At 70.1% G+C, this 21,681-nt stretch carries 18 protein-coding genes; 1 reads left to right on the top strand and 17 read right to left on the bottom strand.

Annotated features, from left to right (window positions below):
• Positions 1-42 precede the first annotated feature (42 nt).
• From AQJ54_RS11010 to AQJ54_RS43395, 5 genes are all read right to left on the bottom strand, one after another.
• Positions 43-1,617, bottom strand: a complete 1,575-nt coding sequence (locus tag AQJ54_RS11010) for a Na+/H+ antiporter (protein ID WP_062024711.1) — start codon at positions 1,615-1,617, stop codon at positions 43-45.
• A 202-nt stretch (positions 1,618-1,819) separates the two neighbouring features.
• The gene (locus AQJ54_RS11005) at positions 1,820-2,290 is read right to left on the bottom strand and encodes a GNAT family N-acetyltransferase (protein ID WP_062236392.1); all 471 of its coding nucleotides are present in this window, start codon (positions 2,288-2,290) and stop codon (positions 1,820-1,822) included.
• On the bottom strand, positions 2,287-3,231 hold the full coding sequence (locus AQJ54_RS11000; protein ID WP_062236389.1) for an RluA family pseudouridine synthase: 945 nt from the start codon (positions 3,229-3,231) through the stop codon (positions 2,287-2,289). Before AQJ54_RS11000 ends, AQJ54_RS11005 begins: the two co-directional genes overlap by 4 nt.
• Before the next feature lie 91 nt (positions 3,232-3,322).
• Positions 3,323-3,898, bottom strand: a complete 576-nt coding sequence (gene lspA, locus AQJ54_RS10995) for a signal peptidase II (RefSeq protein ID WP_062024716.1) — start codon at positions 3,896-3,898, stop codon at positions 3,323-3,325.
• Positions 3,899-3,959: 61 nt separating this feature from the next.
• Entirely contained in the window at positions 3,960-5,285 is a 1,326-nt protein-coding gene (locus tag AQJ54_RS43395; protein ID WP_079069815.1) for a TraR/DksA family transcriptional regulator, read from the bottom strand.
• A gap of 588 nt (positions 5,286-5,873) precedes the next feature.
• On the opposite strand from AQJ54_RS43395, the gene ileS reads away from it, so the two are divergent.
• Positions 5,874-9,005 carry an isoleucine--tRNA ligase gene (gene ileS / locus AQJ54_RS10980; RefSeq protein WP_062236381.1) on the top strand — a complete coding sequence of 1,044 codons (3,132 nt, stop codon included), beginning with the start codon at positions 5,874-5,876 and terminating at the stop codon, positions 9,003-9,005.
• A gap of 183 nt (positions 9,006-9,188) precedes the next feature.
• Here the strand turns inward: ileS and AQJ54_RS10975 are convergent, their stop codons facing one another.
• From AQJ54_RS10975 to AQJ54_RS10920, 12 genes are all read right to left on the bottom strand, one after another.
• Positions 9,189-10,388 carry a DivIVA domain-containing protein gene (locus AQJ54_RS10975; protein WP_030318976.1) on the bottom strand — a complete coding sequence of 400 codons (1,200 nt, stop codon included), beginning with the start codon at positions 10,386-10,388 and terminating at the stop codon, positions 9,189-9,191.
• 46 nt (positions 10,389-10,434) lie between these two features.
• The gene (locus tag AQJ54_RS10970) at positions 10,435-10,719 is read right to left on the bottom strand and encodes a YggT family protein (protein WP_020137460.1); all 285 of its coding nucleotides are present in this window, start codon (positions 10,717-10,719) and stop codon (positions 10,435-10,437) included.
• 72 nt (positions 10,720-10,791) lie between these two features.
• A complete protein-coding gene (locus AQJ54_RS10965) occupies positions 10,792-11,433 on the bottom strand; it encodes a cell division protein SepF (RefSeq protein WP_062024723.1) in 642 nt (213 codons plus the stop codon).
• Positions 11,434-11,563: 130 nt separating this feature from the next.
• Positions 11,564-12,283 (bottom strand): YggS family pyridoxal phosphate-dependent enzyme, encoded by a 720-nt coding sequence (locus tag AQJ54_RS10960; RefSeq protein WP_062024724.1) that lies wholly within the window; start codon positions 12,281-12,283, stop codon positions 11,564-11,566.
• A 6-nt stretch (positions 12,284-12,289) separates the two neighbouring features.
• Entirely contained in the window at positions 12,290-13,018 is a 729-nt protein-coding gene (gene pgeF, locus AQJ54_RS10955; RefSeq protein WP_062236378.1) for a peptidoglycan editing factor PgeF, read from the bottom strand.
• The gene (ftsZ, locus tag AQJ54_RS10950; protein ID WP_062024728.1) at positions 13,015-14,211 is read right to left on the bottom strand and encodes a cell division protein FtsZ; all 1,197 of its coding nucleotides are present in this window, start codon (positions 14,209-14,211) and stop codon (positions 13,015-13,017) included. The genes pgeF and ftsZ overlap by 4 nt, the downstream gene beginning before the upstream one ends.
• Before the next feature lie 287 nt (positions 14,212-14,498).
• Positions 14,499-15,293, bottom strand: coding sequence for a cell division protein FtsQ/DivIB (locus AQJ54_RS10945; protein WP_062236375.1), 795 nt, complete (start codon positions 15,291-15,293; stop codon positions 14,499-14,501).
• A gap of 25 nt (positions 15,294-15,318) precedes the next feature.
• Positions 15,319-16,410, bottom strand: coding sequence for an undecaprenyldiphospho-muramoylpentapeptide beta-N-acetylglucosaminyltransferase (murG, locus tag AQJ54_RS10940; RefSeq protein ID WP_020137454.1), 1,092 nt, complete (start codon positions 16,408-16,410; stop codon positions 15,319-15,321).
• A 6-nt stretch (positions 16,411-16,416) separates the two neighbouring features.
• Positions 16,417-17,778: a putative lipid II flippase FtsW gene (gene ftsW, locus AQJ54_RS10935; RefSeq protein ID WP_062024731.1), complete on the bottom strand. Its 1,362-nt coding sequence runs from the start codon at positions 17,776-17,778 to the stop codon at positions 16,417-16,419.
• A 20-nt stretch (positions 17,779-17,798) separates the two neighbouring features.
• The gene (gene murD, locus AQJ54_RS10930; RefSeq protein ID WP_062024733.1) at positions 17,799-19,217 is read right to left on the bottom strand and encodes a UDP-N-acetylmuramoyl-L-alanine--D-glutamate ligase; all 1,419 of its coding nucleotides are present in this window, start codon (positions 19,215-19,217) and stop codon (positions 17,799-17,801) included.
• The gene (gene mraY / locus AQJ54_RS10925; protein ID WP_062024735.1) at positions 19,199-20,272 is read right to left on the bottom strand and encodes a phospho-N-acetylmuramoyl-pentapeptide-transferase; all 1,074 of its coding nucleotides are present in this window, start codon (positions 20,270-20,272) and stop codon (positions 19,199-19,201) included. Before mraY ends, murD begins: the two co-directional genes overlap by 19 nt.
• Positions 20,269-21,678 (bottom strand): UDP-N-acetylmuramoyl-tripeptide--D-alanyl-D-alanine ligase, encoded by a 1,410-nt coding sequence (locus AQJ54_RS10920; RefSeq protein ID WP_062236373.1) that lies wholly within the window; start codon positions 21,676-21,678, stop codon positions 20,269-20,271. Before AQJ54_RS10920 ends, mraY begins: the two co-directional genes overlap by 4 nt.
• Positions 21,679-21,681 lie beyond the last annotated feature (3 nt).

The raw sequence follows: 21,681 nt of genomic DNA, 5'->3' as shown, positions 1-21,681 counted from the left end.
CCCGGCCGCCTCACCCCGATTCACCCGGCCTTCGCACAGCCGTCACCGCAGGCTACGAACGTCAAGATGCCGCAACACCCGGTCCACGACCTCCGGGTCGGCCCCCGGCTCGCTCCGCGCCGCGAGCACCTCGTGCCGCGCCGCGCTCAGCATCTCCCCCTGGATCCGCCGCATCCGCTTGAGCCGACGCCGGGCCTCGCGCCGCTCCTCGTCCCCCATCTCCGGGTAGATCCGCACACCGATCTCGAACGCCCGCCGCTGCATCTGCTCGGACAGTTCCTCCGACAGCTCCTCGGCGCTCTCGATCTCCTTGAGCCGCCGCTTGGCCGCCTTCGCCGCCCGCACCGCCAGTGACTTCTCGAACTCCTTCTCCCGCTCGGAGTCGGCCGTCACCCCCAGCCGCTTCACCAGCCATGGCAGGGTCAGCCCCTGGAGCACCAGGGTCGCCATGATCACCCCGAACGCGATGAAGATGATCTCGTCCCGGTCGGGGAACCCCGCCCCGGAGTCGGTCTCCAGCGGAATGGCCAGGGCCAGCGCGACGGACGCCACGCCCCGCATCCCGGACCACCACATGATGACGGTCTCCCGCCACCCCACCGGGATCTCCTCCTCGTAATCCCGCTTGGCGTGCATCCGTTTGGTGAGCGCGGTCGCCGGCAGCAGCCACGCGAGCCGTACGAACACGACCACGGCCACGATCACCCCGGCCCAGCCGAGCATCTCGCCCCAGCGTCCGGAGGCGGTCCTGATCGCGTTGTGCAGCTCCAGCCCGATGAGCCCGAAGGCCACCCCGGTGACGAGCGTGTCGACGATGTCCCAGAAGGTGTGGCCGGCGAGCCGGGTCATCACGTCGTCGGCGTCGGTGCCGTACTCGGCGAGGAACAGCGCGGTGGTCAGCACGGCGAGCACACCGGAGCCGTGCAGCTCCTCGGCGAGGACGTAGGAGGCGTACGGCACGAGGACCGTGAGCCCGATCTGGAGGGTCGCGTCGCCCAGCAGGTCCATCAGCTTGTTGGCGCCCCAGCCCAGCACGAGCCCCACGGCGACGGCCACCACGGCGGAGAGCACCAGCTCGATGGCGGCCTCGCCCGGGGTGAAGGAGCCGCTCACAGCGGCGGCGACGGCCACGTGGTACAGCACGATCGCCGTCACGTCGTTGAAGAGCCCCTCGCCCTCCAGGATGGACACCAGCCTGCGGGGCAGACCCAGTTGGCCCGCGACCGCGGTGGCCGCGACCGGGTCGGGCGGTGCGACGAGCGCGCCGAGCGCGACGGCGGCCGCGAGCGGCAGCCCCGGCACGATGGTGTGGGCGACCGCGGCCACGCACAGGGTCGTGACGAAGACGAGAGCGACGGCGAGCAGGAAGATCGGCCGTTTGTTGGCCGTGAACTGGCGCCAGGAGGTGCGCCGGACGGCGGCGTAGAGCAGCGGTGGCAGCAGGATGGGCAGGATCAGCTCGGGCGGGATGTCGACGTTGGGCACGAAGTCCAGCACGGCGAGGACGATCCCGAGCAGCGTCATCAGCACGGGCGCCGGCAACCCGAACCGGTCCCCCACCGGGACGCTGATCAGAGCCCCCAGCAACAACACGAACAACAGGGCCAGCTGATCCACGGTCAGAACTCCGGGCGCCTCGACGAACCATTGGTCCCTTAAGTCTGCCCGCTCAACCCGGGGACCTGCCCGATCGCCGCCTGCGAGTACCGACCGGACCCGGTCCGGAACCAGGCCCAGGAGCCCGCGCAACCGTCAGGCCGTCGCAGCACCCGCCCCGCCGTCAGAGCACCCGCCAGGCGTCACAGCACTCGCCCAGCCGTCAGAGCACCCGCCGCATGGCCCGATGGGCGATCCCCGCGTCCGGGAACTCCGGCCCGTACGCCACGTACCCCAGCCGCTCGTAGAACCCCAGCGCATGGGTCTGCGCGTGCAGATCCACCGCGGCCAGGCCACGCGCGCGAGCCGCGTCCTCGATGGCCCGCACCAGCGCGGCGCCCACCCCGAGGCCCCGGGCCGCCTGTGTCACCGCGAGCCGCCCCAGGGACCCCACCGAGGCGTCCCCGCCGGTCTTCCCGGCCGCGGCCTCGCCGAACAGCAGCCGCCCCGTCCCGAGCGGCACCCCGTCCTCCCGCACGGCCAGCACATGCAGCGCCACGGCGTCGTAGGCGTCGTACTCGATGTCCTCGGGCACGCCCTGCTCGCCGACGAAGACCTCCTTGCGGACCGTGAAGCAGGCCTCACGGTCGGCGGGGTCCTCGGCGACCCGCACCTCGTAGGCGGGCGTGCTCACCCGTAGGTCTCCTCGCGCACCAGGTCCAGCGCGTGCAGGAGGTCCTCGGGGTAGTCGCTCGCGAACTCCACCCACTCCCCGTCGCCGGGGTGCTCGAAGCCGAGCCGCACCGCGTGCAGCCACTGCCGGGTCAGCCGGAGCCGCTTGGCGAGCGTCGGGTCGGCGCCGTACGTCAGGTCGCCGACGCAGGGGTGCCGGTGGGCCGCCATGTGGACGCGGATCTGGTGGGTGCGCCCGGTCTCCAGCTTCACGTCGAGCAGGGAGGCCGCGCGGAACGCCTCGATGAGGTCGTAGTGCGTCACGGACGGCTTGCCCTCGGCGGTGACCGCCCACTTGTAGTCGTGCTGGGGGTGCCGGCCGATGGGTGCGTCGATGGTGCCGCTGGTCGGGTCCGGGTGGCCCTGGACGAGCGTGTGGTAGCGCTTGTCGACCGTGCGCTCCTTGAACTGGCGCTTGAGCGAGGTGTACGCCCGCTCCGACTTGGCCACGACCATCAGCCCGGAGGTGCCCACGTCGAGCCGGTGCACGATGCCCTGGCGCTCGGCGGCGCCGGAGGTCGAGATCCGGTACCCGGCGGCGGCGAGCCCGCCGATCACGGTGGTCCCGGTCCAGCCCGGGGAGGGGTGCGCGGCCACGCCGACCGGCTTGACGATCACGACCACGTCGTCGTCGTCATGGACGATCTCCATGCCCTCGACCGGCTCGGCGACGATCTGCACCGGCGCGGGCGCCTGCGGCATCTCGACCTCGAGCCAGGCCCCGCCGTGCACCCGCTCGGACTTCCCGACCACCGACCCGTCGACCGTGACCTTCCCCGAGGCGGCGAGCTCGGCCGCCTTGGTGCGGGAGAAGCCGAACATGCGGGAGATGGCGGCGTCGACGCGCTCGCCCTCCAGTCCGTCGGGCACGGGCAGGGTACGGATCTCGGGAATCGTGCTCACCCGTCGAGTATGCCGGACCGCCCGGACGGCCCCGACCGGCCCTGTGGAAAACCGGAAGGCCGGGGCTCGGCCGGCGCTCAGCCCTGGACGCTCAGCCCTTGTGGACGGTGCCGTCCGGGTCGAGCCCCTTGAAGGACAGCAGCACGATCAGGATGCCGCCGCACACGATCGCCGAGTCCGCGAGGTTGAAGACCGCGAAGTGCTTGGGCGCGATGAAGTCGACCACCGCCCCCTCGAACACGCCGGGCGAGCGGAACAGCCGGTCGGTGAGGTTGCCGAGGGCACCGCCCAGCAGCAGACCGAGCGCGATCGCCCAGGGCAGGCTGTAGAGCTTGCGGGCCAGCCGGGCGATGACCACGATGACGGCGGCCGCGATCACCGTGAAGATCACCGTGAAGGCCTCGCCGAAGCCGAAGGCCGCGCCCGCGTTGCGGATCGCCTCCAGCTTCAGCCAGTCACCGATGATCTCGATCGGCTCGTGGTGCTCCAGCCTGGCGACCACGATCATCTTGCTGATGAGGTCCAGGGCGTACGCGAAAGCGGCGACCGTGAACAGCACGGCGACACGGCGCTTGCCCCGGGACCGCGCCTGCTGGTCCTGCTCCGGCTCGGCCCCCGCCGCCTCTGGGGTATCCGGCGTACCGATGATGCGCTCCGCCTCTGCCACGTGAGTCCCTCGACCTAGGTACCTGACTGAGGACGAGGGTACGACACGCCCACGAGCACCCTCAGTACCGGCGTTCCTGCTTCTGCTTGCACTCCACGCACAGGGTCGCGCGCGGGAAGGCCTGCATGCGTGCCTTGCCGATGGGGTTGCCGCAGTTCTCGCACAGACCGTAGGTGCCGGCGTCGAGGCGTCCGAGGGCGCGCTCGGTCTGGGTGAGCATCTCGCGCGCGTTGGCCGCGAGGGCCATCTCGCTCTCCCGCGTGATGTTCTTCGTGCCGGTGTCGGCCTGGTCGTCGCCCGCGCCGTCACCGGAGTCCCGCATGAGCCCGACCAGGGACTCCTCGGAGGTGGTGATCTCGGTGCGCAGCCGCAGCACCTCGGCCGTCAGCTCCGCGCGCGCCTCCTCGACCTCCTCGGGCGTCCAGGGATCCTCGCCGGGGCGTACCGCGAGTTCGCCGGGTTCCGCGGAGGCACGCGCGCCGGGTACGGCGTTCTTGTCCGCCGTGGCCGTGCCAGGAGTCTTCTTCGCAACCACCGTCGTGGCTCCCGTCTTCTTCGCGGCCTCGGCCGCGCCCGCCTTCTTGGCCGTGCTCTTCCTGGCCGCCCGCTTCTTGGGAGTGCCCTCCCCGGAGGTGCCCTGCGGAACACCGGCCTCCGTGGCGACCGTCTCCGTGACAGCGGTGTCCTTGGCGGCCGTCCTCTTCCCCGCGGTCCTCGCCGCGGTGGGGCTCTTGGCCGTGCTCTTGGCCGCGGCCGTGCCCTTCACCGCGGCAGCGCTCTTCGCCGCGGTCTTCTTCGCGACCGCCTTCTTCTTCGTGTCCGGGGCCTTTTTCGTCTCCGAGGCCTTCTTCGTGCCCGGAGTCTTCTTCACTACCGCGACCGCGGGCTGCTCGGCGGTCGCGGGTTTCCTGCCGACCGCCTTCTTGGAAGCCTCGGCCTTCTTCCCGACCGCGGCCTTCTTCCCGACCGCGGCCTTCTTAGCGCTCACGGCCTTCTTAGCGCTCGCCGCCTTCTTCGCGGCCGTCGACTTCTTCGCGGCCCCGGACGTCTTCGTGACCGAGGCCTTGCCGACGCCCTTGGTGACCTCCTCCGCCCCACCCACAGGCGCCTCGGCCGCCGTTCTCCCGCCCGATCTCCCCTCCTCGGCGGCCCCGCGCCCGCCGGAGGCCGCCGTGGCCTTCTTGGCGCCGCTCGCCTTCCGGGGCACCGCCTTCCTGGCCGCCGCCCCGACCGCCTTCACGGCCTTGACGGCCTTGTCGGCACCCTTGGCGGGCGCCCCCCGCGCACTCTTCTTCCCGCCTGTCTCCTTGGCCTCGCCGCCGGAGGCCCGGGCATCGGTGGACCGGCCCGACGCCGACTGCTGTACGGCGGTCTTCTTAGCCACCATGCCGCGGCCCCTTCACATATTGTGATCTTGCTCGCGAATCGTGCTGGGACGATAAATCGACTCGAGTCCCGCGGCAACGGGGCACGCCGCCCGATTCGCCCGCCCCCCGCGCGCGGGGCGAGGAGCATGCAAGCGTTGTGCCCAGCTCCCCGCCAGGTAATCCGCCGGAGCGGCCGTCCCGGAATGCGAACAGCCGTGCCGCTCCATTCGGGTCACTCCGCGCCCCGCGGCGGCCTCGGCGCCCGGCCCGGGAAATCCGGTCGGCCACTGTCCTCGACGCGCCGTACACTGGGCGGAGCGAAAAGCGTGGATGGGGACGAGTAGCGGCGTACGCAGCCAGGAGCGACCCGGGGACGGTGGAAGCCCGGGGGCGAGCGCGACGCGAAGATCACCCCGGAGCCGCCGGAAGAAACCCCCAGCAGGGGGCGTAGACCCGGCATCGCGACCCCAATGAGGGGGCTCACCGGCGCACACCCCGTGCCGGCGGGCCAAGGAGGGTGGTACCGCGGGAGCGCGCCGAGACCGGCGTAGAGAAGAAGGCTCTCGTCCCTCCGGACGGAAGGCAGCACATCCGCCGGAGGAAGACTGATGACGCAGTACCGCCAGGTGCCCGCCCAGGTCGACCTGCCCGCGCTCGAGCACGCCGTGCTCGACTTCTGGCGCGAGCAGAAGATCTTCGCCAAGACCCTGGAGCAGTCCGAGGGCCGCCCCGAGTGGGTGTTCTACGAGGGCCCGCCCACCGCCAACGGCATGCCGGGCGCCCACCACATCGAGGCCCGCGTCTTCAAGGACGTCTTCCCCCGCTTCCGCACCATGCGCGGCTACCACGTGGCCCGCAAGGCCGGCTGGGACTGCCACGGCCTCCCGGTGGAGCTGGCGGTCGAGAAGGAGCTCGGCTTCACCGGCAAGAAGGACATCGAGGCGTACGGCATCGCCGAGTTCAACGCCAAGTGCCGCGAGTCCGTGACCCGCCACACCGACGCCTTCGAGGCGCTGACGACCCGCATGGGCTACTGGACCGACCTCCAGGACCCCTACCGCACGATGGACCCGGAGTACATCGAGTCGGTCTGGTGGTCGCTGAAGGAGATCTTCAACAAGGGCCTGCTGGTCCAGGACTACCGCGTGGCCCCCTGGTGTCCCCGCGACGAGACGGGCCTGTCGGACCACGAGCTGGCGCAGGGCTACGAGACGATCGTCGACCCTTCCGTGTACGTCCGTTTCCCGCTCACCTCCGGTCCGCTCGCCGGTGAGGCCGCGCTCCTGGTGTGGACGACGACTCCTTGGACCCTGGTGTCCAACACGGCCGTGGCCGCGCACCCCGAGGTCACCTACGTCGTCGCGACCGATGGCGAGGAGAAGCTCGTCGTCGCCGAGCCGCTGCTCGCCAAGGCGCTGGGCGAGGGCTGGGAGACCACCGGCCAGTCCTTCACCGGCGCCGAAATGGAGCGCTGGACGTATCAACGTCCGTTCGAGCTCGTGGAGTTCCCGGAGCCGGCCCACTACGTGGTCAACGCCGAGTACGTCACGACCGAGGACGGCACGGGTCTGGTCCACCAGTCCCCCGCGTTCGGTGAGGACGACCTCAAGGTCTGCCGCGCCTACGGCCTGCCCGTCGTGAACCCCGTCCGCCGGGACGGCACGTTCGAGGAGCACGTTCCCCTGGTCGGCGGCGTCTTCTTCAAGAAGGCGGACGAAAAGCTCACCGAGGACCTCCAGCAGCGCGGCCTCCTCTTCAAGCACATCCCGTACGAGCACAGCTACCCGCACTGCTGGCGCTGCCACACCGCGCTCCTCTACTACGCGCAGCCGTCCTGGTACATCCGCACCACCGCCGTCAAGGACCGTCTCCTCCAGGAGAACGAGAACACCAACTGGTTCCCGGAGACCGTCAAGCACGGCCGCTTCGGCGACTGGCTCCAGAACAACATCGACTGGGCCCTGTCCCGCAACCGCTACTGGGGCACCCCGCTGCCGATCTGGCGCTGCGAGGACGACCACCTCACGGTCGTCGGCTCCCGCGCGGAGCTCACCGAGCTGACGGGCACCGACCAGTCCGAACTGGACCCGCACCGCCCGTACATCGACGCGGTCACCTTCGACTGCCCGCAGTGCCACAAGACGGCCACGCGCGTGCCGGAGGTCATCGACGCCTGGTACGACTCGGGTTCGATGCCGTTCGCGCAGTGGGGCTACCCGTACAAGAACAAGGACCTGTTCGAGTCCCGCTACCCGGCGCAGTTCATCTCCGAGGCCATCGACCAGACGCGCGGCTGGTTCTACACGCTGATGGCCGTCGGCACCCTGGTCTTCGACAAGTCGTCGTACGAGAACGTCGTCTGCCTAGGCCACATCCTCGCCGAGGACGGCCGCAAGATGTCCAAGCACCTGGGCAACACCCTGGAGCCGATCCCGCTGATGGACCGGCACGGCGCGGACGCGGTGCGCTGGTTCATGGCGGCCGGCGGTTCCCCGTGGGCGGCCCGCCGGGTGGGCCACGGCACCATCCAGGAGGTCGTCCGCAAGACGCTCCTGACGTACTGGAACACGGTCGCCTTCCAGGCCCTGTACGCCCGTACGTCGAACTGGGCGCCCAGCGCGGCGGACCCGGCCCCGGCCGACCGCCCGGTCCTGGACCGCTGGCTGCTGTCCGAACTGCACGCCCTGACCGACCAGGTGACCCAGTCCCTGGAGGCCTACGACACCCAGCGCGCTGGCAAGCTCCTGTCGGCGTTCGTCGACGACCTGTCCAACTGGTACGTACGACGGTCCCGGCGGCGTTTCTGGCAGGGCGACAAGGCGGCCCTGCGCACCCTGCACGAGGTCGTCGAGACGGTCACCAAGCTGATGGCCCCGCTGACCCCGTTCATCGCCGAGCGGGTCTGGCAGGACCTGGTGGTGCCGGTCACCCCGGACGCGCCGGAGTCGGTGCACCTGGCCTCCTGGCCGGAGGCGGACCTCTCGGCCATCGACCCGGAGCTGTCGCGGCAGATGGTCCTGGTGCGCCGGCTGGTCGAGCTGGGCCGGGCCACGCGCGCGGAGTCGGGCGTGAAGACCCGTCAGCCGCTGTCCCGGGCGCTGATCGCGGCGACCGGCTTCGACGCCCTCGACCGTGAACTGCACGCGCAGATCACCGAGGAGCTGAACGTGAGCTCGCTCGCGTCCCTCTCCGAGGTCGGCGGCAGCCTGGTCGACACCACCGCGAAGGCCAACTTCCGCGCCCTGGGCAAGCGGTTCGGCAAGCGCGTCCAGGACGTGGCCAAGGCCGTCGCGAACGCCGACGCGGCCGCGCTCTCCCTGGCCCTGCGCGAGGGCACCGCGTCGGTCGAGGTCGACGGCGAGACCGTCACCCTCGCTCCCGACGAGGTCATCATCACGGAGACCCCGCGCGAGGGCTGGTCGGTGGCGTCCGACTCCGGTGCCACGGTCGCCCTGGACCTGGAGATCACCGAGGAGCTCCGCCAGGCGGGCCTGGCCCGTGACGCGATCCGTCTGATCCAGGAGGCCCGCAAGAACAGCGGCCTCGACGTGGCCGACCGCATCGCGCTGCGCTGGACGTCCACGGAGCCGGCGGTGACCGCGGCTCTCACCGAGCACGCGGGTCTGATCTCCGACGAGGTCCTGGCCACGGACTTCGCGCAGGGCGAGGCGGACGGCTCCTACGGCGAGGCGTTCAGCGACGAAGGGCTGTCGCTGACGTTCCGCCTGCGCAAGGCGTAGACGCCGACAAGAAGACGGCCCGGTCCCCGAGCGGGGGCCGGGCCTTCTCCATGCCTCTTCGACAACGAGGCCTCTTCCCTACCGGGACACCGTGATCAACACGCGTAAAAGGGCGGGACCCCGGATGAAAGATCCGGGGTCCCGCCCTGAACGCTGCCGACGCCTAAGGCGTACTAGAGGCCGTCAGTTGTCGTCCTCGTCGATCAGGAAGCCGCGCATCGGCGACGGAGCCTGGCCCATCGGGCCGGGGCCCTGCGGCCGGACCGGAGCCATCGGCTGGGTCATCGCGGGCGACATCTGCTGCTGACCGCCGTAGGACGGAGCGGCCGGCGAAGGACCGCCGCCCATGCCGCCGGGGTTGCCGCCGTACGACGGGGCGCTCGCACCGGCCGGGGCCATGGAAGGCGCCGGGGACGGCGGCAGCGACGCGGTCGCCGGGGTGCGCGGCGGAGCCAGCGAGTCGTCGGCCTGGGTCTCCAGCTGACGCAGCTGCGACTCGAGGTACGACTTCAGACGCGTGCGGTACTCGCGCTCGAAGCCACGCAGGTCCTCGACCTTGCGCTCCAGCGTGGCGCGGGCGGACTCCAGGGAGCCCATCGCGACGCGGTGCTTCTCCTGCGCGTCCCGCTCCAGGGCGTCGGCCTTGGCACGGGCGTCACGCTCGAGGCCCTCGGCACGCGAACGCGCCTCGCCCACGATCTTGTTGGCCTCGGAACGGGCCTCGGCGATCGCCTGGTCGGCGGTCTGCTGGGCCAGCGAGAGGACGCGCGCGGCGCTGTCGCCACCGGGGCCCTGACCGGGGCCGCCCATCGGACCGCCCATGGGGCCGCCCATCGGGCCACCCATCTGCTGCATGGGCTGACCGCCCATGGTGCCCTGGCCCATCGGGCCCTGACCCATGGGGCCCTGACCCATCGGACCCTGACCCATCGGTCCGGGGCCCTGCGGGCCGCCCTGGCCGCTGGGGCCGGCGGGCAGCTGCGGCGCACCGCTCGGCAGCTGGGGAGGACCACCCATGGGGCCACCCATCTGCTGCGGCGGCCCAGATATGCCGGCCGGTACGGGAGCGCCGGGACCGGGTCCGCGCATGCCCTGCTGCGGCATCCCCTGTCCGGGCATGCCACCCTGCTGCTGCATACCGCCCTGCTGCATGCCGCCCTGCTGGTCCTGCTCCGGAGGCTTGCGCATGTTCTGCTGGTTCTGGGCAGCAGCGCGCGTGGCCGCGGCCAGCTTGGCGCGCAGGTCCTCGTTCTCGCGGAGCAGGCGGGTCAGTTCGGCTTCGACCTCGTCGAGGAAGGCATCGACCTCGTCCTCGTCATAGCCTTCTCGGAGGCGGACGGTCGTGAACTGCTTGTTCCGCACGTCCTCGGGGGTCAACGGCATCTCTTCACCTCAACGTAGTCGTCGGCATTCGGCAAGACCGTATCGTTCACAGCCGGCTCACGACGGAGATCAGGATGTAGACGATGATCATCAGTACGAAGAAGGACAGGTCGAGCGCCACGCCCCCGAGACGCAACGGCGGGATAACCCGCCGCAGAAGCTTGAGCGGTGGATCAGTGACAGTGTAGGTGGCCTCCAGAACGACCACCATCGCCTTGCCGGGTTGCCATGAGCGGGCGAACTGGAAGACGTAGTCCATGACCAACCGGAAGATGAGCACGATGAGGAAACACATCAGCGCGATGTAGATCACCTGAACGACCACGCTCATTGCTGGTGCTTCCCTCTCCCCTGTTTCCGTGCTGCTGGGTACTGCCGGTCCTGCTGTTTCCGGTTGTGCGTCTCAGCTCTGGTTGAAGAACCCGCCCTCTGCGATGCGGGCCTTGTCCTCCGCCGTGACATCGACGTTAGCAGGCGACAACAGGAACACCTTCTGCGTCACCCGCTCGATGCTGCCGTGAAGACCAAACACCAAACCGGCCGCAAAGTCGACAAGTCGCTTGGCGTCTGTGTCATCCATCTCAGTCAGATTCATGATCACCGGGGTGCCCTCACGGAAGTGTTCCCCGATGGTACGGGCCTCGTTGTAGGTCCGGGGGTGAAGCGTGGTGATCCGGTAAGGCTCTCGTTCCGACACGACCTTGGGCATGATCACCGGTGCGTTCTTCTCCAGGCTTGCGCGCTCTTGTGTGATGGATGCCACGGGCGCGATACGCGCGGGACGCACCGATTCCGCGGCCGGCGAAGAGGATCGGGGCAGCGGGTCGCGCGCCACGGACGGCTGCACGACTCTGACCGATTCGTCCCTTTCGGACTGAAGTGCCTGATGTGACTGGTGAGACGGCTCATGCCGCCGCCGGTCCCGCTCGAGCTCCGGGTCGAGTTCGGGCTCGAAGTCGTCGTCGGGGTCAAACCCACGGCCGTCGTACCCGTCGTCCTCCACGAGGCCGAGGTAGACCGCCATCTTGCGCATCGCGCCGGCCATTCTCTGAGTCCTCCGCTCTGTGGTGGATCGACTGACTACTGCCAAGTGCCCGCGATCCACGAGGTCGTTATTGCCGCCTTTCGGGCGGTAATGACCATATTTTCTGCTGTGGTCCGACTTCCTGGCGACGTTACCCGAGCCTGGGGCGGACTCCGAGTACCGCGGTGCCGACGCGCACATGTGTCGCCCCGGCGGCCACGGCCTGTTCGAGGTCCGCGCTCATCCCTGCGGAGACCATGTTCGCAGCCGGATGGGCTCGGCGCAGGTCGGTCGACAAATCCATCAACCGCTCGAACGCCGCCTGTTCACGTCCCGCGTACTCACCGGTGAGCGGAGCGACGGTCATCAGCCCGTCGAGCCGCAGTCCCGGAGCCCCGGCCACCAGGCCGGCCAACTCCTCGATTCCGCCCGGCGCCACGCCACCCCGCTCCCCTCGCTCGCTGGATCCGGCGTCGAGCGCGACCTGGATGAGGCACCCCAGTTCACGCCCTGCCTTCACGGCCTCCTTGGAGAGGGCCGTCACCAGCTTGGAACGATCGACGGACTGCACGAGATCCGCGTAACCGACCACGGATCGCACCTTGTTGGTCTGCAACTGACCAACGAAGTGCCAAGTGAGCGGCAGATCCGAGCATTCGGCGGCCTTGGGCGCCGCGTCCTGGTCCTTGTTCTCGGCGACGTGCCGCACCCCGAGCTCGCAGAGGATCCGCACATCGCTCGCGGGGTAGGTCTTGGTGACCACGATGAGCGTCACCTCGTCACGCCCGCGCCCGGCGGCGGCGCACGCGGCCGCGATGCGCTCCTCCACTTTCGCCAGATTCGCGGCGAGTTCGTCCTTACGGTCCGTCATGCCCCATCAACCCAGCCAGACATATCCCGCGAGTCGCCCCGTGGTGCGCTCGCGGCGGTAGGAGAAGTGGTCGCCCGACTCGATCGTGCACACCGGCGACTGCTGCCGGTCGCGCACCCCTAGCCGGTCGAGCTGCGCGTGCACTCCGGCGGTCACGTCGACCGCGGGGGTGCCCCAACTCGTCTCGGCGTGCGCCGCGGGTTCGACGGCGGCGACGTCGGCCCGCATCTCCTCGGGCACCTCGTAGCACTTTCCGCAGACGGCGGGTCCGGTGCGGGCGACGATCCGGGCGGGGTCGGCGCCGAGTGCGGTCATCGCGCGTAGCGCTGCGGGGACGACCCCGGCGACCATGCCGGGCCGGCCGGCGTGGGCCGCCGCGACGATCCCGGCGACCGGGTCGGCGAGCAGCACCGGAGTGCAGTCCGCGGTCAGGACGGCGAGGGCGAGACCGCGTTCGGCGGTGACGATCGCGTCGACCTCGGGCACCGGGCGCTCGCCCCACGGCCCGGAGACCACCTCGACGTCGGCTCCGTGCACCTGGTTCATCCAGACCACCCGCGCGGGGTCGAGCCCGAGCGACTTGGCGGCCAGTTCACGGTTGGTCGCCACGGCCTCGGGGTCGTCGCCGACCGCTCCGCCGAGGTTGAGCTCCTCATACGGAGCGGCGCTCACCCCGCCCCACCGGTCGGTGAAGGCGAAGTGCGCGCCGCTCACGCTCTCGCGCTGTCCTATCACTTCAGGAAGTCCGGCACGTCCAGTTCCTCCGCCGCGCTGTCGGAGTAGCTCCGCGACGGCGGGACCGGCGGGGAGACCGGGAGGTCGGCGACCGGCTCGGGCGCCGGCTCCGGGTCCTCCTTCGGCGTGACGCTGCCGAGCGAGCCGAAGGACGGACGGCTCTCGGGCTGCCGTACCGGAGTGGGCTCGTCGCGGCGGGCCGAGGAGGAGGACGAGCCCATGACCGTCTCGCGGCGGGCCGGCGGCTGACCGCCGTCGAAGCCGGCGGCGATCACGGTGACGCGGACCTCGTCGCCGAGGGCGTCGTCGATGACCGCACCGAAGATGATGTTGGCCTCGGGGTGGGCGGCCTCGCTGACCAGCTGGGCGGCCTCGTTGATCTCGAACAGGCCGAGGTCGGAGCCGCCGGAGATGGAGAGCAGGACACCGCGGGCGCCGTCGATGGACGCCTCCAGCAGCGGCGAGGAGATCGCCATCTCGGCGGCGGCCACCGCGCGGTCGTCGCCGCGGGCCGAGCCGATGCCCATGAGCGCCGAACCGGCCTCGGACATGACCGACTTGACGTCGGCGAAGTCGAGGTTGATCAGACCGGGCGTGGTGATGAGGTCGGTGATGCCCTGGACGCCGGAGAGCAGGACCTGGTCGGCCGACTTGAAGGCGTCGAGCACCGAGACCTGGCGGTCCGAGATGGACAGCAGGCGGTCGTTGGGGATGACGATGAGGGTGTCGACCTCTTCGCGGAGTTCCGCGATGCCGTCCTCGGCCTGGTTGGCGCGGCGCCGGCCCTCGAAGGTGAAGGGGCGGGTGACCACGCCGATGGTGAGGGCGCCGAGCGAGCGGGCGATGTTGGCCACGACGGGCGCGCCGCCGGTGCCGGTGCCGCCGCCTTCACCGGCCGTCACGAAGACCATGTCGGCCCCCTTGAGGACCTCCTCGATCTCCTCGCGGTGGTCCTCGGCGGCCTTGCGGCCGACGGCCGGGTTGGCGCCGGCGCCGAGTCCGCGGGTGAGTTCGCGGCCGACGTCGAGCTTGACGTCGGCATCGCTCATCAACAGCGCCTGCGCGTCGGTGTTGATGGCGATGAACTCGACGCCCTTGAGACCGACCTCGATCATCCGGTTGATGGCATTGACACCACCGCCGCCGACACCGATGACTTTGATGACTGCGAGGTAGTTCTGCGGTGCTGCCACGTCGAAGGCCTCTCGCCTCGAGTTACGTGTCGCCGAACCGACGTGGCACTGCTGCCAAGCGATCCGTCGACTGATGCCGAATGGGACGGTCCGTAGCGCCGACCCGAACCCTAACGCTGAAGTTTAGGGTTACCAGTGTGTCTGTTCCCTGGAGTCTTCTGAACAGGACACTAAGTCGACAAGTGGCGCACGTTCAACGAACACGCCGAACCTCCCGTTTTTCTTTTCACCCTATGTGATCAGCCGTAGCAGTGCCCAACCAGGGTGCTGGCCTGCGCTGATGTGCGTCAACTCCCCGATGACGCAGGGGCGGTGGGAACGCTGACGTCGAAGTGCCGCGCATCCGGGGTGGCTTTCATGAGAGCGCTGAGCGTACGGGCCTTGGCGGCACCCTTCTCGCTGCTCCCCCAGGCGACGGTCCGGCCGTCGTTCAACTCCAGCGAGATGTCGTCGTAGGAACGCACCTTGACGGCACGGGTGGCGTGTGCGACCGCGGCCGGAATGTCACCCGCCACGCGGACCGCCTCGCGCACCAGCCGCTCTTCCCCGAAGCGGCGCAGGCTCGCGGCGCGGGAGCCGGGCTGGGCGAGCGTCAATTGCAGTGCGGGGACGCCTTTCGGGGCTACGGAAACTGTGGCGAAACGGACACCGTCATCGTCCACTTCGACAAAGTTTCCGCCTTTTTGGACAAGCAGAACCGGAACACGCTCGGTCACTTTCAGCCCGATTCCATGAGGCCAGGAACGGCTGACGTCAACTGCGTCAATTCGGGGCAATTTCCGGCGCAGTCGGGCCTCGACGGCATCGGTGTCGAGGGAAATCAGGGGCGATCCGAGCGGTACGTCGGCGGCCTCGCGCACCTGCTGGGGGGTGAGCACGGTGGTCCCGGAGACCGACACGCGCTCGACGCGCAGCCACTGGGAGCCGTACAACAGCCAGACGGTGCCCGCGGAGAGCAGGACGAGCGCCACGGCCAGGATGATGATCACACGAAGGCGCCGGACCCTCAACCGCCGGGCGGGAGGCGGGCCGGACGACTCCTGCTGGCGTTCACCGCGCTCGGCGGTCGTCGATCCGGCCACGCTTCCTGCCCTTCGTACACGGGTCCTAACGGCGCTGCGAGGCGATCGCCTCGTAGACCATGCCGACGAGGAGGTCGTCGGCGTCCCGGCGGCCGAACTCGGCGGCGGCGCGGGACATCTCGTACAGCCGGTGCGGGTCGGCGAGCACGGGCAGGACGTTGGCCCGTACCCAGTCGGGCGTCAGTTCCGCGTCGTCGACCAGCAGTCCGCCGCCGGCCTTGACCACCGGCTGGGCGTTCAGCCGCTGTTCGCCGTTGCCGATGGGCAGCGGGACGTAGGCGGCCGGGAGCCCGACGGCGGAGAGTTCGGCGACGGTCATCGCGCCCGCGCGGCAGAGCATCATGTCGGCCGCGGCGTACGCGAGGTCCATCCGGTCCAGGTAACTTACCGGGATGTAGGGGGGCATTCCCGGCATCTGCTGCACGTGCGGCAGTTCGTTCTTCGGGCCGACCGCGTGCAGGATCTGGATCCCGGCCTGCTGGAGCCAGGGCGCGACCTGCTGGACGACCTCGTTGAGGCGCCGGGCGCCCTGCGAGCCGCCGGAGACCAGCAGCGTGGGCAGGTTGGGGTCGAGGCCGAACATCGCGCGGGCCTCGGGACGGGCGGCGGCCCGGTCCAGGGTGGCGATGGTGTGGCGCAGCGGGATGCCGATGTAGCGGGAGTTGCGCAGCTTGCTGTCCGGCGTGGCGACGGCGACCTGGGCGGCGTACCGGGAGCCGATCTTGTTGGCCAGGCCGGGGCGGGCGTTGGCCTCGTGGATCACGATCGGCACGCCGAGCCGCTTGGCCGCGAGGTAGCCGGGCAGGGCGACGTAGCCGCCGAAGCCGACGACCGCGTCGGCCTTGGTGCGCTCCAGGATCTGCTCGGTGGCCTTGATCGTGCCGCGCAGCCGGCCCGGGACGGTGATCAGCTCGGGGGTGGGCTTACGGGGCAGCGGGACGGCCGGGATGAGGGCGAGCTCGTAGCCGCGCTGCGGGACGAGCTTGGTCTCCAGACCCCGTTCCGTGCCCAGGGCCGTGATCCCCACTCCCGGGTCCTGCCTGCGCAGGGCGTCCGCGAGGGCGAGCGCGGGCTCGATGTGGCCGGCGGTCCCCCCACCGGCGAGTACGACATGCACCGAAATTCACCGCTCTCCGGACGAACGCGCCGATGAGGCACGCCGTCGCATCGTGTTCCATCTCCGAGGCCCCCGTGCCGGCACGGCGCCTCCCGCCCGCTTTTTACCAAAGCGAGGTTGCCGCATCGACAGCGCCGCCCGCGCAGCGGGGTCGTCCCGCGCGAACGCGATCAGCAGCCCGATGGCGAACATGGTCGGCAGCAGGGCGGACCCTCCGTAGGAGAACAGCGGGAGCGGGACGCCGGCGATCGGCAGCAGACCGAGCACCGCACCGATGTTGATCACCGCCTGAGCGGTGATCCAGGTGGTCACGCCTCCCGCGGCATACCTCACGAAGGGGTCCTCCGTGCGTCCGGCCACGCGGATACCCGCATAGCCTAGAGCCGCGAAGAGGGCGAGCACCGACAGCGTCCCCGCGAGGCCCAGTTCCTCACCGGTGACGGCGAAGATGAAGTCGGTGTGGGCTTCGGGTAGTTGGCCCCATTTCTCCACACTCGCGCCCAGTCCGGAACCAAAGATCCCGCCGGAGGCGAGGGCGTAGATCCCGTGCACGGCCTGCCAGCAGTCGGCACCGCCGGACCGGGGCTCGGTGGCGCCGATGCAGGCGAGCCGGGCCATCCGGTTGGGGCTGGTCTTGATGAGGACGAACCCGATGAACGCGGCGACCGACAGCACCCCGACGAACAGCCGGGTGGGCGCCCCCGCGAGCCAGAGCAGGCCGAACAGGATCGCCGTCAGGATGATCGCCGTGCCCATGTCCCCGCCGAGCATGATCAGACCGAGCAGCAGGAAGGCGACCGGGACGAGCGGCACCAGCATGTGCTTCCACTGGGACAGCAGCTTCTTGTCCTGCTTGCGGGCGAGCAGGTCGGCCGCCCACAGCACGAGGGCGAGCTTGCCGAACTCGCTGGGCTGGATCTGGAAGGAGCCGCCGAGCGAGATCCAGTTCTGGTTGCCGTTGACCGACATCCCTATCCCCGGCACCTGCACGAGGGCCATCAGGAAGACCGCGCCCGCGAGGATCGGGTAGGCGAGCGCCCGGTGCAGCTTGACCGGCATGCGCGAGGCCACCAGCAGCAGCACTCCGCCGATGACGGCGGCGAGCAACTGCTTGCGGAAGAAGTAGGAACCGGGCAGGGACATCTGCAACGCCGTGATCTGGGAGGCCGAGTAGACCATCACCAGGCCGAGCACGGTGATCAGCAGGCTGCCGCCGAGGATCAGGTAGTAGGCGGTCAGTGGCCGGTCCCAGGCCTTGCGCGCGCGGGTGTAGAGCCGCAGGACGGGGTTCTCGCGGGCCTGTCGGGGGACGACGAGGCGCCGGGGCGCCCGCTGCACGGGCGGCCTGCCGGTCCGGCTACTGGGCATCAACGCCTCCGCTACGTCGGTCAGGAGCCGATTTCGCGAACCGCCTCCGCGAACGCCTCACCGCGCTTGTTGTAATTGGCGAACATGTCCATCGACGCACAGGCCGGCGCCAGCAGCACCGTGTCCCCGGCCACGGCCAGGGCCTGCGCCTCGCGGACCGCCGCGAGCATCGCCCCAGTGTCGGTCCGGTCGAGGTCGACCACGGGTACTTCCGGGGCGTGTCGCGCGAGGGCTTCGCGGATCAGGGCGCGGTCCTGGCCGATCAGGACGACCCCGCGAAGTCGCTTTGCCGACTTGGCAACCAGCTCGTCGAAGGTGGCTCCCTTGGCGAGCCCGCCCGCGATCCACACGATCGACTCGTAGGCCGCCAACGAGGCTTCCGCCGCGTGGGTGTTGGTGGCCTTGGAGTCGTCGACGTAGGCGACCGAGTCCACGTCGGCCACGTGCGCGATGCGGTGCGCGTCCGGGGTGAAGTTCCTCAGGCCGTCCCGTACGGCCCTCGCGGGCACCCCGAAAGCGCGTGCGAGGGCCGCCGCGGCAAGGGCGTTGGCGATGTTGTGCGGGGCCGGCGGGTTGACGTCGGAGACCTCGGCGAGCTCCTGGGCGTTCTTGTGCCGGTCCTCGACGAAGGCCCGGTCGACCAGGATGCCCTCCACGACGCCGAGTTGGGACGGCCCGGGGGTGCCGAGGGTGAAGCCGATCGCCCGGCAGCCCTCCTCGACGTCCGCCGCGCGCACCAGGTCCTCGGTGGCCTTGTCGGCCACGTTGTAGACACACGCGACCCGATTGCCCTCGTAGACACGGCCCTTGTCGGCGGCGTAGGCCTCCATGGAGCCGTGCCAGTCGAGGTGGTCCGGCGCGAGGTTCAGGACGGCGGCGGAGTGGGCGCGCAGCGAGGGCGCCCAGTGCAGCTGGTAGCTGGACAACTCCACGGCCAGGACGTCGTACTGCTCGTCGCCGAGCACCGCGTCCAGGACGGAGACGCCGATGTTGCCGACGGCGGCCGTACGCAGGCCCGCGGCCTTCAGGATGGACGCCAGCATCTGGGTGGTGGTCGTCTTGCCGTTGGTGCCGGTGATCGCGAGCCAGGGGGCCGCGTCGGGACCCCTGAGCCGCCAGGCGAGTTCGACGTCGCCCCAGATCTCGACGCCGGCCGCGCGGGCCGCCGTGAAGAGCGGCTTGTCGGGCTTCCAGCCGGGCGCGGTGACGACGAGTTCGGTGCCGTCCGGCAGGGTCGCACCGTCACCGAGGCGGACGGTGACGCCGAGCGCCTCCAACTCGGCGGCCTGCTCACGCGCGCGTGCGTCGTCGCCGTCGTTGACGACCGTGACGTGTGCCCCGCGCGCGTGCAGCACCTTGGCCGCCGGGATGCCGGAGACGCCGAGCCCGGCGACGGTGACGCGCACGCCCTCCAGGTCGATCACTTCTCTGCTGCCCATCCCGCGTAGAAGAGGCCCAGTCCGACGATCACACAGATGCCCTGGATGATCCAGAAACGGACCACGACCAGGACCTCGGACCAGCCCTTGAGTTCGAAGTGGTGCTGGAGCGGGGCCATCCGGAAGACGCGCTTGCCGGTGAGCCGGAAGGAGCCGACCTGGATGACGACCGACATGGTGATGAGGACGAACAGACCGCCCATGATGGCGACCAGGAGCTCGGTCCGGGACAGGATCGCGAGGCCGGTGAGGACACCACCGAGGGCGAGCGAACCGGTGTCGCCCATGAAGATCTTGGCCGGCGAGGTGTTCCACCACAGGAAGCCCAGGCAGGCACCCATGAGCGCGGAGGCGATCACCGCGAGGTCGAGCGGATCGCGCACCTCGTAGCAGGCGCCCGGGTTGGTCAGGGTCTGCGCGTTGGCGCAGGACTCCTGGAACTGCCAGACACCGATGAACGTGTAGGCACCGAAGACGAGCACGGAGGCGCCGGTGGCGAGGCCGTCCAGACCGTCGGTGAGGTTCACGCCGTTCGACATCGCGAGGATCATGAACAGCGCCCAGACCACGAACAGGATCGGGCCGATCTTCCAGCCGAAGTCGGTGATGAAGGACAGCTTGGTGGAGGCCGGGGTGTTGCCGCGGGCGTCCGGGAACATCAGCGCGAGCACCGCGAAGCTGATGCCGACGATCAGCTGGCCGGCCATCTTCGCCTTGGCCCGCAGGCCCAGCGAACGCCGCTTGACGATCTTGATGTAGTCGTCGAGGAAGCCGACCAGGCCCATCCCGCACATCAGGCCGAGCACCAACAGGCCCGAGTAGGTGGGCGGGTAGCCGGTGATGACCTTGGACAGGAAGTAGGCGACGACGGTCGCCAGGATGAAGGCGATACCACCCATGGTGGGCGTACCGCGCTTGCTGGCGTGCTCGCGCGGGCCGTCGTCGCGGATGTACTGGCCGTAACCCTTGCGCGCGAGCAGCTTGATCAGCAGCGGAGTGCCGACCAGGGTCAGAAAGAGGCCGATGACTCCTGAGAACAGGATCTGCTTCATCATCGGGCGGCAACCTCACCCTCGGCGTCGAGCAGCGCCTGGGCGACGCTCTCCAGGCCGACCGAACGGGACGCCTTCACGAGGACGACGTCTCCCGGGCGCAACTCGCTGCGCAGCAGGTCGACCGCCGCCTGTGCGTCGGACACGTGCACCGACTCCTCACCCCACGAACCCTCGTTATATGCGCCCAGTTGCAGCCAGGACGCTTCCCTGCCCCCGACCGCGACGAGCTTGCCGACATTGAGCCGGACGGCGAGCCGTCCGACCGCGTCGTGCTCGGCGAGCGCCTCGTCCCCGAGCTCGGCCATCTTGCCGAGCACAGCCCAGGTCCGCCGCCCCTTGCCCATCGCCGCGAGCGCGCGCAGAGCGGCTCGCATGGACTCGGGGTTCGCGTTGTAGGCGTCGTTGACGATGGTCACGCCGTCCGGGCGCTCGGTGACCTCCATACGCCAGCGGGAGAGGGAGCCCGCCTCGGAGAGCGCGGTGGCGATCTCGGTTGCGGACATGCCCAGCTCATGGGCGACGGCGGCCGCGGCGAGCGCGTTCGACACGTGGTGCTCACCGTACAGGCGCATGGTCACTTCGCTTGCACCGGAGGGTGTGTGGAGCATGAAGGCGGGCTGTCCGCTGTCCATGAGTCGCACGTTCTCGGCGCGTACGTCCGCTTCGCCGGACTCTCCGAAAAGGAGCACCTTCGCCTTCGTACGGGACGCCATGGCCCGTACGAGCGGATCGTCGGCGTTGAGGATCGCCGTGCCGCCCTCGCTCGCCGGGGGCAGTGCCTCCACCAGCTCGCCCTTGGCCTGCGCGATCTGCTCGCGGCCGCCGAACTCGCCGATGTGCGCGGTGCCGACGTTCAGGACGAGGCCGATCTTCGGCGGTGTCAGATCCGTGAGGTAGCTGATGTGCCCGATGCCGCGGGCGCCCATCTCCAGGACGAGGAACCGGGTTTCGGCGGTGGCGGTGAGCGCGGTGAGCGGGAGCCCGATCTCGTTGTTGAGCGAGCCCGGTGTGAACACCGTCGGCGCCTTGCGCCGGAGCACCTGGGCGATCAGGTCCTTGGTGCTGGTCTTGCCGGCCGAGCCGGTGAGGCCGACGAGGGTCGCGCCGAGCAGTCGTACGACATGACGCGCGAGGGCGCCGAGGGCCGTCTGGACGTCCTCGACCACGATCGCGGGCACTCCGACGGGGCGTTGGGCCAGCACGGCCACCGCGCCCGCCCGGACGGCCTGCTCCGCGTAGTCGTGGCCGTCGACGCGCTCCCCCACGAAGGCGGCGAACAGAGCGCCGTCCGCCACCTGCCGGGAGTCGATGACGACGGGCCCGTGCACCTGCACCGACGGATCCGGTATGTCGTGCGTCTGCCCGCCGACGACTGAGGCGATCTCGGCGAGAGAGAGGGCGATCACAAG

Source organism: Streptomyces griseorubiginosus (genome assembly GCF_001514195.1).
Lineage (GTDB): Bacteria > Actinomycetota > Actinomycetes > Streptomycetales > Streptomycetaceae > Streptomyces > Streptomyces griseorubiginosus.
The sequence above is the reverse complement of the archived record's forward strand: the minus strand, read 5'-3'. Positions and strand labels throughout refer to the sequence as shown.